The organism is Mesobacillus harenae, assembly GCF_013343715.1.
GTDB lineage: Bacteria > Bacillota > Bacilli > Bacillales > Cytobacillaceae > Mesobacillus_A > Mesobacillus_A harenae.
In genome coordinates, this window is sequence record NZ_JABUNR010000011.1 from 11,695 (window position 1) to 25,754 (window position 14,060).

12 protein-coding genes are annotated in these 14,060 nt (G+C 42.8%); 10 read left to right on the forward strand and 2 right to left on the reverse strand.

All coding sequences use genetic code 11. The features are described from left to right. Positions 1-5: 5 nt before the first annotated feature. From purN to purD, 3 genes are read left to right on the forward strand one after another with little or no spacing between them, the layout of a single operon-like run. On the forward strand, positions 6-590 hold the full coding sequence (gene purN / locus HRJ06_RS13975) for a phosphoribosylglycinamide formyltransferase (protein ID WP_174733563.1): 585 nt from the start codon (positions 6-8) through the stop codon (positions 588-590). After that, positions 587-2,125: a bifunctional phosphoribosylaminoimidazolecarboxamide formyltransferase/IMP cyclohydrolase gene (gene purH, locus HRJ06_RS13980; RefSeq protein ID WP_174733564.1), complete on the forward strand. Its 1,539-nt coding sequence runs from the start codon at positions 587-589 to the stop codon at positions 2,123-2,125. The genes purN and purH overlap by 4 nt, the downstream gene beginning before the upstream one ends. A gap of 25 nt (positions 2,126-2,150) precedes the next feature. Continuing rightward, positions 2,151-3,455, forward strand: a complete 1,305-nt coding sequence (purD, locus tag HRJ06_RS13985; RefSeq protein ID WP_174733565.1) for a phosphoribosylamine--glycine ligase — start codon at positions 2,151-2,153, stop codon at positions 3,453-3,455. Here purD and HRJ06_RS23610 read toward each other — a convergent pair. Then, entirely contained in the window at positions 3,403-3,528 is a 126-nt protein-coding gene (locus HRJ06_RS23610; RefSeq protein WP_338421102.1) for an EYxxD motif small membrane protein, read from the reverse strand. The two genes, purD and HRJ06_RS23610, sit on opposite strands and share 53 nt — an antisense overlap. A gap of 74 nt (positions 3,529-3,602) precedes the next feature. Further along, positions 3,603-3,884, reverse strand: a complete 282-nt coding sequence (locus HRJ06_RS13990) for a YgaP family membrane protein (protein WP_174733566.1) — start codon at positions 3,882-3,884, stop codon at positions 3,603-3,605. Between the two features lie 289 nt (positions 3,885-4,173). On the opposite strand from HRJ06_RS13990, the gene HRJ06_RS13995 reads away from it, so the two are divergent. The 7 genes from HRJ06_RS13995 (at position 4,174) to HRJ06_RS14025 (ending at position 14,015) form a co-directional block, all read left to right on the forward strand. Continuing rightward, positions 4,174-5,916 carry an adenine deaminase C-terminal domain-containing protein gene (locus tag HRJ06_RS13995; RefSeq protein WP_174733567.1) on the forward strand — a complete coding sequence of 581 codons (1,743 nt, stop codon included), beginning with the start codon at positions 4,174-4,176 and terminating at the stop codon, positions 5,914-5,916. Positions 5,917-5,982: 66 nt separating this feature from the next. Continuing rightward, on the forward strand, positions 5,983-7,023 hold the full coding sequence (locus HRJ06_RS14000) for a DUF3048 domain-containing protein (RefSeq protein ID WP_174733568.1): 1,041 nt from the start codon (positions 5,983-5,985) through the stop codon (positions 7,021-7,023). Between the two features lie 25 nt (positions 7,024-7,048). Further along, entirely contained in the window at positions 7,049-7,360 is a 312-nt protein-coding gene (locus HRJ06_RS14005) for a YerC/YecD family TrpR-related protein (protein WP_174733569.1), read from the forward strand. Positions 7,361-7,589: 229 nt separating this feature from the next. Continuing rightward, positions 7,590-8,276 carry a heptaprenylglyceryl phosphate synthase gene (gene pcrB / locus HRJ06_RS14010; protein ID WP_174733570.1) on the forward strand — a complete coding sequence of 229 codons (687 nt, stop codon included), beginning with the start codon at positions 7,590-7,592 and terminating at the stop codon, positions 8,274-8,276. 75 nt (positions 8,277-8,351) lie between these two features. Continuing rightward, positions 8,352-10,574, forward strand: coding sequence for a DNA helicase PcrA (pcrA, locus tag HRJ06_RS14015; protein ID WP_174733571.1), 2,223 nt, complete (start codon positions 8,352-8,354; stop codon positions 10,572-10,574). Between the two features lie 141 nt (positions 10,575-10,715). Then, the gene (gene ligA, locus HRJ06_RS14020) at positions 10,716-12,722 is read left to right on the forward strand and encodes an NAD-dependent DNA ligase LigA (protein WP_174733572.1); all 2,007 of its coding nucleotides are present in this window, start codon (positions 10,716-10,718) and stop codon (positions 12,720-12,722) included. Positions 12,723-12,836: 114 nt separating this feature from the next. Next, on the forward strand, positions 12,837-14,015 hold the full coding sequence (locus HRJ06_RS14025) for a CamS family sex pheromone protein (protein WP_174733573.1): 1,179 nt from the start codon (positions 12,837-12,839) through the stop codon (positions 14,013-14,015). The last annotated feature ends 45 nt before the right edge of the window (positions 14,016-14,060 follow it).

Sequence of the window (14,060 nt, forward strand, 5' to 3'; positions counted from 1 at the left end):
GAACCATGAAGAAAATTGCAGTGTTTGCCTCGGGAAACGGCAGCAACTTTCAGGCCATTGCAGATGCTGTAAGGCAGGGCCGATTAAAAGCTCAAATTTCTTTGCTTGTCTGCGACAAGCCGCAAGCTTATGTCTTAGAACGTGCTTTACAAGCTGAAATTCCTTCCTTTGTCTTTAACGCGAAGGATTATTCCAGCAAGATCCACTATGAAGCAGAGGTATTGGCCCAGCTAAGAAAACGGGGAATTGAATTTATCGTTCTAGCCGGGTATATGAGGCTGGTTGGGGAGACCCTTCTGAAGGCCTATGATGGAAAAATTGTTAATATTCACCCATCTGTGCTTCCGAATTTCCCTGGTAAGGATGCCATCGGACAGGCGCTGGCTGCCAAGGCTGAAGAAACTGGCGTCACGGTTCATTTTGTTGACGAAGGAATGGATACAGGCCCTATTATTGCATCCGAAGTCGTTGAAATCAGCAGTGGTGAAACAAGGGAGTCGCTTCAAAATAAGCTACAGCAAATCGAACATGACCTATACCCGGCCGTCTTACAAGAACTGCTTGCCGGTAACAAGGAGGAACTTCTATGACAAAAAAACGCGCATTGCTTAGTGTATCAGATAAAAATGGAATTGAAGAACTGGCCAGACAGCTAGTTGAACTAGGATTTGAACTGATCTCTACTGGGGGCACAAAAAAGGCTCTTCAATCGGCAGGCATTCCCGTTATTGGGGTAAGTGATGTTACCGGGTTCCCAGAAATTTTAGAGGGCCGTGTGAAAACTCTGCATCCAAGTATACATGGGGGCCTTCTGGCTAAGTACGACGAGGCTGATCATCTTCGCCAGCTGGAAGAGCAGGGGATTGCTCCAATTGAACTAGTATGCGTTAATCTTTACCCTTTTCAGCAAACAATCGCCAAGCCGGATACAAGTGTCGCTGATGCCATTGAAAATATTGATATTGGCGGGCCGGCAATGCTGCGTGCATCTGCTAAAAACCATGCTTACATAACTGTACTTACTGATCCTTCTGACTATGAGACGGTTTTAAAAGAATATAAGAGTGAAGGAAAGACGCGCCCGGAAACGCGCCGCCGATTAGCAGCAAAGGTGTTTCGGCAGACTGCTGCTTATGATGCGCTAATTGCAGAATATATGACAGAACTAGCCGGTGAGGATACCCCAGAAAGATTAACGGTTACATATGAGCTAAAGCAGCCGCTAAGGTATGGAGAAAATCCTCATCAAAAGGCAACTTTTTACCGAAAGCCGCTTGGGTCCGAGTTTTCTATTGCGAATGCGGAGCAGCTCCATGGCAAAGAGTTATCATATAACAATATCAATGATGCAGATGCCGCTTTGCAAATCGTTAAGGAATTCACTGAACCGGCTGCTGTAGCAGTTAAGCATATGAACCCTTGCGGCGTGGGAACAGGCGACTCGGCTTTTTCAGCATTTGGCAAAGCGTTTGCTGCTGATCCTGTCTCCATTTTCGGAGGAATCATTGCGTTTAACCGGGAAGTGGATGCAGAAACAGCACATAAGCTTAGGGAAATATTCCTTGAAATCATCATTGCACCTTCCTTTACAGCAGAAGCTTTGGATATTTTGACAGGGAAAAAGAACTTGCGTCTGTTAACAGTTGCATTCGACAGCAGCAATAAGCCTGAACCGAAACTCGCTTCAATTGAGGGGGGCTTGCTCGTTCAGGAACAGGATCAATATACACTGCAGGATGCAACAATCACTGTCCCAACAAAGCGCCAGCCTTCAGAGGAAGAATGGGCGGCACTTAAGCTTGGCTGGAATGTCGTAAAACATGTGAAATCGAATGCAATTGTTGTTAGTGATAAAGATATGACACTTGGAATTGGTGCAGGCCAAATGAATCGAGTCGGGTCGGCTAAGATTGCCTTGGAACAGGCTGGCAGTAAGGCAAATGGAGCGGCGCTCGCATCAGATGCGTTTTTCCCAATGGATGATACCGTTGAAGCGGCCGCAAAAGCGGGGGTTACAGCAATCATACAGCCCGGAGGCTCAGTTCGTGATGAGGATTCGATTAAAAAAGCAGACGAATACGGTATTGCGATGGTATTTACCGGTGTCCGCCACTTTAAACATTAATAGGTAATCACGGAGGTGTAAGGAGATGAAGGTACTTGTGATTGGCAGGGGCGGACGGGAGCATGCTATCTGCTGGAAGGCCAGCCAAGACAGAAATGTAAACAAGGTTTATGCAGCACCGGGCAATCCAGGTATGGAGACTGTTGCCGAGAGAGTCAATATACAGGAGAGCTGCCAAGACGAGTTAGTCAATTTCGCGAAAGCTAATGCGATCGAGTTGACGATTATCGGACCAGAAGTTCCTCTGCTTGAGGGACTTGCTGACCGCTTTTCCGAAGAGGGCTTAAAGGTATTTGGCCCGAGCAAAGCTGCTGCGCTTATTGAAGGCAGTAAGTCTTTTGCAAAAGACCTTATGCTAAAGTACAAGATCCCGACTGCTGACTATCAAGTGTTTACTGATTATGAAGCTGCCAAGAAATACATTGAAGAAAAGGGCGCCCCGATCGTTTTAAAAGCGGATGGATTAGCGGCTGGAAAAGGGGTTACAGTTGCTTTTACAGTTACCGAAGCTTTAGAAAGCCTGGGGGAAATGCTTCTAGCGGGCAAGTTCGGTGAAGCATCAGCAACTGTTGTAGTGGAGGAATTTTTGGCAGGTGAAGAATTCTCCTTGATGGCGTTTGTAAATGGGACAACAGTTGTTCCGATGGAGATCGCCCAGGACCATAAAAGGGCATTTGATGATGACCAAGGCCCTAATACAGGAGGTATGGGTGCCTATTCGCCTGTTCCCCAAATATCAAAAGAAGCAGTATTAACAGCAATTGATACAGTCCTAAAACCTGCTGCGGCAGCTCTTGTGGAAGAAGGCCGAAGTTTTACTGGTATTTTATATGCAGGATTAATTGATACTAAATCAGGACCAAAGGTAATTGAGTTTAATGCACGATTTGGCGATCCTGAAACACAAGTGATTTTACCGAGAATGGTATCTGATTTGACGGACGTTATTTTGCAGGTTCTAAATGGAGAAACACCTGTAATTGAATGGACCGAGGAAACCATGCTCGGAGTAGTCGTGGCTGCTAATGGCTATCCTGAGCAGTACGAAAAAGGCGCAGAGTTATCAGGGATTCAAGAGCTTTCAGACCATGCATTGGTTTTCCATGCAGGTACCGCATGGAACGAGAATAGAAGCTTTGTAACAAACGGGGGAAGAGTGATTTTAGCCGGAGTGAAAGCTGGATCCCTGAAAGAGGCACATACTAAAGTATATGAGGCACTTCCAAACTTAAAATGTGATGGCGTTTTTTACCGGAGTGACATTGGGGAAAGAGCAATCAAAGCCGTTTCTTCCCGGGTTTCCGAATATACACAAATAGCAAAGCAATGATGCTTCCTATAATAGCGATTAAAACAAATGATACATGGTTTACGTAGTCCCAATACCATGACAATCTAGACATCTCCTTTCAGCCCCCAGCAAGTTGGGGGCTGTTTTTCTGTTATGCGGTATTTTTCCCAATTGATTTAGGTGGGGTTATACGGAAATCAGTTGATCCTGTTGACCTTGTGTTTGTTCTGATTGATTCGATTTAATCATGTCCTGAATCTTACCTCCATTTTCCTCAAAAAGAGCAGTTACAGGGCAGTATCTCACAATTCCTTCTGCAACCTTCATTCCGCCCAGCATGGCGATAATTAAGTTGGATTCACTCTGTGGCTGTTTTATCATTCTCGCCGTTGCCCACGACAAAACTGTGAGCCCCGCTGTAATTCGGATTAGTGCGTTTATGGTACCAACATTTGTCTTCACTTTCATGTGTATTCTCCTTTCCAAACTATTTACAAATAATTAAATTCTTTAGTGCGTTAAACAGTGAAATATGGTAGTATAAAACAAATGAAAGGGCTTTCTTTTCTTGTCTGAGAACTTTCAAGTTAATTATTAATTCCAGTTTAACTTTTGTTATGTTCGGAGTTGAACATTATAGAGAAATAGACAAGCAATACTTCAAGGCGGCCCGTAATGCTTCCTTGAAAAGGTGATAGATCAAGTCTGTGCCCGTTTAACGGGTACTCTGTGCTTATAATACAGGAGGGGAAACAGCTTGCTAGAACAACGATATAGATGGAAAAATAAACACTTGCGAAAACAAGCCGCTGTTTTAGACGGTACCCTTTCGCCCACAATTCTTTTGAAAAATGCGACATACCTAAATCAGGTTTTTCGGCAATGGATGCAAGCCAATATCTGGATCTACGAAGATCGCATTGTTTATGTTGGCGATAAATTACCCGAAAAAACAAATGGATGTGAAGTGGTTGATTGTTCGGGACAACTTCTTGTACCAGGATACATTGAACCACATGCCCATCCTTTTCAGTTATATAATCCCCACTCTCTTGCAAGCTATGCATCACAAGGAGGTACAACGACTCTAATCAATGACAATATGGTTCTGGCATTGCAGTTAGAGAAAAAGAAAGCATTCTCATTTTTAAGTGAAATGCGAAATCTTCCTGTTTCGATGTACTGGTGGTGCCGGTTCGATGCACAGACGGAAATAGAGAGTGAAGAACTTATTTTTTCTCAAGGGAATATTAAGTCCTGGCTGGAACATGACGCGGTATTGCAGGGCGGGGAACTTACTGGCTGGCCTAAGCTGCTTGATGGTGATGACTTAATGCTTCACTGGATACAAGAAGCCAAAAGAATGAGAAAGCAGATTGAAGGGCATTTCCCAGGAGCTTCTGAAAAAACCCTGGCCAAAATGATGCTCTTTGGAGCCGATTGTGACCATGAGGCGATTACAGGTGAAGAGGTCCGCAATCGCTTAATGCAGGGATATATGGTTTCGTTAAGGAATTCTTCCATTCGTCCGGATCTTGGAAAGCTGCTGGATGAGATCCACGAGATGGGAATTGCCGCTTATGATAAGTTTATGATGACAACAGACGGCTCGACTTCAAACTTTTATGAGGATGGAATTATGGATAACATGATTCGTATCGCTATTGAAAAAGGAGTACCTGTAATAGACGCCTATAATATGGCGACAATTAATCCAGCTCGATATTATAATATCGAATATTTGCATGGCAATATTGCGACAGGCCGTATTGCAAACATTAATTTCATCTCTGAGGAAAAAAACCCAACACCCGTTTCTGTATTAGCAAAAGGAGTATGGGTAAAAAAAGACGGAGTAAATTGCGGAGGTTTTCCAGAGGTTAACTGGACTGAGTTTGGGTTTGATAAGCTTGATATTGACTTCGAGCTGACAAGTGACGACTTCCAATTCTCAATGCCTTTTGGCATCAAAATGGAAAACGCTGTCATTACAAAGCCGTATTCCATGTCCATGGATGTATCCAGAGATCAATTGTCAGAGGACCATGACGAGTCCTTCTTTATGCTGCTTGATAAAAACGGAAAGTGGAGAATCAACACTGTATTAAAGGGTTTTGCAACAAGCCTGTCAGGACTTGCTAGCTCTTTCTCAAACACGGGTGATATTATATTAATCGGTAAAAACAAGAGCGATATGCTTGCTGCTTTCAATAGAATGAAAGAAATCGGCGGAGGGATTGTCGCTTGTGAAAATGGAGAGGTAGCAGAAGAAATCCAGCTTAGCTTAAAAGGCATTATGTCGGATAAGCCTGTTCTAGAGTTGATGGAACAGGAAAAACATTTGCTTAATTACCTGAAAACAAAAGGCTATCAGTTTGCGGATCCGATTTATTCATTGTTATTTTTCTCTTCAACTCATCTGCCTTATGTCCGTATTACTCAGCAGGGAATATACGATGTTATGAACAAAATGGTACTCTTTCCAACGATAATGCGTTAAAATGTAAAAGTGAATAGAGAGATATGGTAGACCTATAGGTTACCTTAATATAGGGGTGTATGGGAAATGAAAAAATGGCTGGCTATTGTTGCTGCAGTACTCGTTTTAGCTGCTTGCAGTGAAAAAGAGGAAACAAAAGAGCATGAGGAAAAGGAAACTGTCGAGGTTGAAAAGGAAACTCCAGAAGTGGAGGAATCTTCAAATCGCTTTCCGTTGTCAGGAATCCAAACAGATAACGAGATAACAGGGCGATCTATCGCAGCAGTTATCAACAATCACCCGTTAGCAAGGCCGCAATCAGGCCTTCATCAGGCAGATATTGTATATGAACTGCTTGCTGAAGGTGATGTCACGAGATTTCTGGCTATCTTTCAAAGTGAACATCCTGATAAGATTGGCCCTGTCAGGAGCGCGAGAGACTATCACATTGAGATTGCCAAAGGGTTTGACAGCTTTTTTGTAGCACATGGCTATAGTCCTGATGCAAAAAACATGCTTGAAAACGGCTACATCGACCATATAAATGGAATGGAGTACGATGGAACCTTGTTTAAAAGGGCCAGCTTTAGAAAAGCACCGCATAATTCCTATACCACCTATGAAAATATACTAAAAGGGGCAGAAAAGACTAAAGCCACTATGGACGAAGCCCCAGATTCTTTTGAATTTTTTACAGAAACAGAAGCAGAGAAAAGTAGCGGCCGTGAAGCAGCAGCTGTCTCCGTTGCTTACGGCAGCCCCGCCTTTGAAGTTACATATGAATTCAATGAAGCTGAGAAGAAATATGAGCGATATTCCGGTGGCGAGCTAACGGCAGATCTTGAAACAGAAGCCCCAGTCCTTTTAGACAATATCCTTATTTTAGAAGTTGATCACCGTGTAATTGACAACTCAGGGCGCCGCGAACTAAATTTGGCTTCAGGCGGAAAAGGACTTTTGGTCCAAAAGGGAATTGTTACTGACATTGACTGGGAAAATGTAGACGGAAGGCTTGTTCCAATGCTTAACGGTTCGGAAGCAAAGCTAGTGCCAGGAAAAACATGGGTCAATATTATGCCGGCGAATCCAGGAATTGAGCAGAGTGTATCAATTGGCGAAGATTCATAATCAGTCTATTAAAAGGAGAAAACACATGCAGATTGACAAATTAAGAGGAAAAGAGCTAGATCAGTTATTTAATTCGATCCTATCCCTTAAAGACTTGGAGGAATGCTACCGATTCTTTGATGACTTATGTACGATTAACGAAATTCAATCGCTTGCTCAGCGCCTAGAAGTAGCACGGATGCTTCAGGATGGAAACACTTACCATAAGATTGAAACACAAACAGGTGCGAGTACTGCGACAATTTCTCGGGTAAAACGCTGCTTGAATTATGGTAACGATGCATATGAAATGGCATTGGAAAGAATTAAAAAAGAATCCACGACTACTAATGAATAAAATGCCGGGGCATATTGCCTCGGTTTTTTTATCGTTTTAGACAAAATATGAAAGGAAGTTTCCACCAAGCATTTATTTTAGTACTTACAGTTCAGCTTTTTCGATCTTATAAGGTTAAAGTATAAAGCAAGGATGCTTATGGTTTATAAAACTCTTATTTCCTTTTTGGCTTCCTCTTAAAAAATGATATAATGGAGTAATGGAATTATAGATGGGGGGCAGTTTTTCCATGTATGAAATTAGCGAGTGGCGTCACGCCTTTAAACTCGATCCGAATAAACCGATTTCAGACGAAGATCTTGATAGAATTTGTGAGTCCGGGACAGACGCTATAGTTGTTGGAGGCACAGATGGGGTAACTCTGGAAAACGTCCTTGATTTAATGTCTAGAATTCGACGCTACACAGTGCCCTGTGTTATGGAGGTATCGACCATAGAATCGATTACCCCGGGGTTTGATTTTTACTTTATTCCAACCGTATTAAACAGCCGCAATCCAAAATGGATAACAGGACTCCATCATAAAGCTGTGAAAGAATACGGTGAATTGTTGAACTGGGATGAAATCATTGTTGAGGGATATTGTATTCTTAATGAGTCTTGTAAAGCAGCAGAACTATCGGAGGCTAACACAGATCTTTCATCTGATGATGTTAAAGCCTACGCCATGCTTGCCGAAAAGATGTTTCGCCTGCCAATCTTTTATTTAGAGTACAGTGGCGCATATGGTGACCCTGATTTAGTAAAAGAAACCAAGTCTGTACTTCAAAATACAGTGCTTTTTTACGGCGGCGGCATCGAGACCTCTGAACAAGCAGCAGAAATGGCGAAGCATGCAGATGTAATTGTTGTCGGTAATGCCATTTATCAAAATCTTAATGAAGCATTAAAAACAGTTAAAACAGTTAAGTCATAATGGTTAAAATAACATGCTCGTCTTCGGTATACCTGGGGCAGAGCAATAAATGTTTTACGGTGGTGAATAGTAATTATGCAATTTCTTACAGATAAATTATTAGGGGGATTAAATCCCCAACAGCAAATAGCAGTTAAAGCGACAAACGGCCCGCTCTTGCTAATGGCAGGGGCCGGCAGCGGAAAAACGAGAGTCTTGACCCACCGTATCGCATATTTAATGGTGGAAAAAGGGGTAAATCCCTATAATATTCTTGCCATCACCTTTACCAACAAGGCGGCTAGGGAAATGAAAGAGCGTATCCGCGCAATGATGGGCGGGGCGGCAGACGAAATCTGGATTTCAACCTTCCACTCGATGTGTGTGAGAATTTTGAGAAGAGATATTGACCGTATTGGCTTTAATCGTAATTTTACGATTCTTGATACGACCGATCAGCAGTCCGTTATCAAAGGAATACTTAAAGAGAAAAATATTGATCCGAAAAAGTTTGACCCTCGAGCCATTCTCGGAACGATCAGTTCTGCTAAAAATGAACTGATGGATGCTGAAACGTTTTCGAACCAATCAGGTGATTATTATGATCAAGTTGTCAGTGATGTGTATAAAGAATATCAAAAACGGCTCCGAAAGAATCAGGCACTTGACTTCGATGATTTAATTATGTCGACGATCACCTTGTTCCAGCGTATCCCTGAGGTCCTGGAGTACTACCAGCGCAAGTTTCAATATATTCATGTTGATGAGTATCAGGATACGAACAGGGCTCAGTATATGCTTGTGAAATTACTGGCTTTAAGATTTAAAAATCTTTGTGTTGTTGGTGATTCGGATCAGTCCATTTATCGCTGGCGCGGAGCAGATATTGCGAATATCCTTTCTTTTGAAAAAGATTATCCTAACGCTGAAGTGATTCTGCTTGAGCAAAATTATCGGTCAACACAGCGGATTCTTCTCGCTGCTAACCGTGTGATTGAAAATAATATGAACCGTAAACCAAAAAATCTTTGGACGGAAAATACAGAGGGAAACAAGATTGTGTATTACCGGGCTGATACGGAGCAAAGTGAAGCTCAGTTTGTGGTCGGAAAGATAAAAGAGCTTGTTGACCAAGGAAGCCGGAAACAGTCTGAGATTGCTGTGTTGTATCGAACCAATGCCCAATCGCGTGTAATTGAGGAATCGTTTCTTAAATCAAATATTGACTACTCTATTGTTGGCGGTATTAAGTTCTATGACAGGAAAGAGATTAAAGATATTCTTGCTTACCTTCGCTTAATATCAAATCCAGATGATGATATTAGCCTTCGCCGTGTAATCAATGTCCCGAAGCGCGGTGTAGGCGCCAGCTCGGTTGATAAAATTGCCAACTTTGCTGACATTCATGACCTGTCCATGTACCAGGCACTTGAAGCTGTCGAAATGATCGGTCTTAGTCCGAAAATAGAGCGAGCTGTCTCGGAGTTTCGTAACCTGATTAGAAATAATACTCAGCAGCAAGAGTATCTTTCTGTAACAGAGCTTGTTGAGGAAGTTCTTGAAAAGTCAGGCTATGTTGAAATGTTAAAAGCGGAGAAGTCAATTGAGTCACAAAGCAGGCTGGAAAACCTTGAAGAATTTCTGTCTGTTACAAAGAACTTTGAAGAGACGAATGAAGATAAAAGCCTAATTGCTTTCTTAACAGATCTTGCGCTAGTTGCTGATATAGATAAATTAGATGATGATGGACAAAAGGTTGATGGTGTCGTGTTGATGACCCTCCATTCTGCAAAAGGCCTTGAGTTTCCAATTGTCTTTTTAATTGGCATGGAAGAAGGAGTCTTCCCGCATAGCCGCTCGTTGATGGAAGAGGCCGAAATGGAAGAGGAGCGAAGGCTCGCTTATGTGGGTATCACAAGGGCAGAGGAAGAGTTGTATATCACGAACGCCCAAATGCGCACACTATATGGCAGAACGAATATGAACCCAGAATCAAGGTTTATTAAAGAAATACCAGAAGATTTAATTGAAAATGCAGTTCCTCGAATGGCAAGCAGCCAAGCATCAATGCCGTTTGGCTCAGGCCAAAGATCAGGCGTTCAGCGCAGGGCCGCAGTAAGGCCGGCAGCTGCATCAACTAGCGGTGCCGCTGATATTGGCTGGCAGGTCGGCGACAAAGCAGAGCATGGAAAATGGGGAATTGGCACTGTCGTAAGCGTTAAGGGAGATGGAGAAGGGAAAGAACTCGATATTGCTTTTCCAAGCCCAACCGGAGTGAAACGTTTGCTCGCAAAATTTGCACCAATTAAAAAAGCTTAACAGGGACCAATAACTTGTTTTATTAGGCTGCGTTATAGTTTAATGTTGTTTGCGGCTGCTTGATTTGAGAAGGGGAAGTCACACAAGTTTAGCAGAGTCATTTAAAAAACACTGTTTATTTTCTATGAAAGGGCTGGATTTATGGATCTTCAGACTGCTGAAAGAAGAGTCAAGGATTTGCAAAATCTCCTTAATCAATATAACTATGAATATCACTTTCTTGATAAACCGTCTGTTCCGGACTCTGAGTATGATCAGATGCTGCGCGAGCTGATTGAACTTGAGGCCGAATTTCCGGAACTTAAGTTCGAAGACTCTCCTACCCAAAGAGTAGGCGGAGATATTCTTGAAATGTTTACTAAAGTTGAGCACCGCTCGCCGATGTTAAGTCTTGGCAATGCATTTGGAGAAAAAGATCTTCGGGATTTTGATCGCCGTATCAGGCAGGCTGTTGGGGATGATTTCAGTTATGTTTGTGAATTGAAGATTGACGGACTGGCTGTTTCCCTTAAGTATACGGACGGATTGTTTGTTCAGGGAGCAACAAGAGGGGATGGAACAATAGGAGAGGATATTACGTCTAATCTTAAGACGATCCGTTCCTTGCCGCTTCGTTTAAAGGATCCAGTTACAATTGAAGTGCGCGGAGAAGCGTTTATGCCGAAACGTTCGTTTGAAAAATTAAACGAAGGACGGCTTAAAAAAGATGAAGAGCCGTTTGCAAACCCGAGAAATGCCGCTGCCGGTTCATTAAGACAGCTTGACCCTAAGATTGCTGCTTCCCGAAACCTCGATGTCTTTTTGTATGGGATAGCCGATGTTGGGGAAACCGGTGTACAGTCCCATAGTGATGGACTAGATCTTTTAGAGCAGCTCGGTTTTAGAACGAATAAAGAGCGCAGAAAAACTTCCGATATTGAAGGTGTCATCGAATATGTAAATGGCTGGGTTGAAAAGCGTGCCAATCTTCCATATGATATTGACGGTATTGTCATAAAAGTTGATTCGCTTGAGCAACAGAAGAGCCTTGGCACAACAGCCAAAAGCCCGAGGTGGGCCGTCGCCTACAAATTTCCTGCTGAAGAAGTTGTAACAACGCTAAAGACGATTGAGCTGAGCGTTGGCAGGACTGGGGTAATAACCCCAACGGCAATCCTGGAGCCGGTTCGTGTCGCCGGTACAACGGTTCAGCGGGCGTCACTTCATAATGAGGATTTGATTCGTGAGAAAGATATCAAGCTCGGGGATCAAGTTGTTGTTAAAAAAGCTGGGGACATTATTCCTGAAGTAGTAAATGTCCTTACAGAACGGAGAACTGGAGAAGAAATCGAGTTCAAGATGCCAACTCACTGTCCTGCATGCGAAAGTGACCTGGTCCGTTTGGAAGGGGAAGTCGCTCTCCGATGCATTAATCCAAAATGCCCAGCGCAAATCCAGGAAGGGTTGATTCACTTTGTTTCTAGGACAGCCATGAATATTGATGGTCTAGGCGAAAGAGTTGTCAGCCAGCTGTTTGCTGAAAAGTTGATCAAAGATGTTGCCGACCTATATAAACTAACAAAAGAACAGCTATTAGGACTTGAGCGGATGGGCGAAAAGTCAGTTACAAACCTTTTAAAGGCAATCGAAAACTCAAAGGTAAATTCGCTTGAGAAACTGGTCTTTGGACTTGGGATCCGTCATGTAGGTGCTAAAGCTGCAAAAACTTTGGCACAAGAATTTGAAACAATGGATCGTTTGATGGAGGCTGATCAGGAACAATTGACAGCAGTCAATGAAATTGGCGAAAAGATGGCTGAGGCCGTTTCGACTTATTTTAGCAATGAAGAAGTAAGAAGCCTGATTAACGAATTAAAAACAGCCGGAGTAAATATGGAATATAAGGGCCCTAAGCCCATTAATGCTGCTCAGTCTGACAGTGTTTTTGCAGGAAAAACGATTGTATTAACAGGGAAATTAGAACAGCTGACCAGGGGTGAGGCTCAGGAGCAGATTGAAGCACTGGGCGGAAAAGTCTCAGGAAGCGTCAGTAAGAAGACCGATCTAGTTATTGCTGGAGAAGAGGCGGGCTCTAAGCTCGCAAAAGCAGAGACCCTCGGGATCGAAGTATGGAACGAAGCGAGAATGCTCGAAGAATTAAATCAGTAATTCTCCGTCCTTTCATTTAAAATATGGGACTTATTAACTCTATATAGAGTAGGTTTCATTGATAAAGGAACTACAAATAGAAATAAAAATAAAGTTAAAATAGAGGTGTAAACCGTGAGGATATATCTGATGGCCGCTCTGTCAATAATGCTCTTGCTGTCAGGATGTGCTCCGAACTTCCAAAAGCAAGAGGAAGTCGTACAGCAAAAGGATAACGACACAAAAGAAAAGGCGATTATCCCCAAGTATAAGATTTCGGATCAGTATTATCGGACGATTATGCCATTTGAAGCAGGCAAGGCACGCGGGCTTGTCGTTAATAACCTTAATACTCGCTATGATATCCATGAGTTTGAAACAGGATTAATGCGAGTTGCCCAAAATAACTTTGACGCTAACCAATATGTTTTTAAAGAAGGACAATACCTTGATAGTGGGACAGTAAGGTCATGGTTGAACAGGAAATATACAGAGGATCAGTTAAAAGAGCAGAAACTTGATAAATCAGACAACCTCGGACTTAACCCAGAGATGCCATCTAAGGGCAAGATTGAGGAGCTGAACAAAGACAACCCAATCTACCTGGCTCATATTCTAGAGCATAATTACCTCGTGCCAGTACAGGGTGAGAAATCGACATATCAGCTAGGCGGCGTGGTTATTGGGCTTGCTCTTAATACGGTTCATTATTATCAAAAAGAGGCTTATGGCGCGACGTTTGAAGAGAAGATCCCACGTGAGGTTGTTGAAAGGGAAGGAAAAAAGATTGCTGAACAGGTTCTTAGCCGCTTAAGGGGAATTGATGAACTCAAGGACGTGCCGATTACGATTGCCATGTTTGAACAAAAAAACAGGACCTCGGTTATTCCGGGTAATTTCTTTGCTTATTCCCATGTCCCAAAAGGAAGTTCAAATTTAGGGGACTGGGAAAATATCGATGAAAAGTATGTTTTATTTCCTTCTGACAATGCAAAGGCAGACCACCGCGAAGACTGGACCTTGTTTGAGAATTTTAGGCAAGACGTGGAAACCTATTTTCCAAACTTTAGCGGGGTAGTTGGCAGGGCCTTTTATGCGGAGGGACAAATGCATGAAATGCGCATTGATATCCCGATTCAATTGTACGGCAAGGCGGAGGTGATTGGTTTTACCCAATATGTTACCGGTCTTGTTATGGAACGCTTTCCAGACTACATTGCAGTAGAAGTTACGATATCTTCAGTTAACGGAGAAGAAGCCCTGGTTGTTCGGAAACAGGGTGAAGACGAGCCAATTGTTCATGTATATCAATAACTTAAGCTAAAGAATCTTACTGGTTCTTTAGTTTTTTTTGTGCAC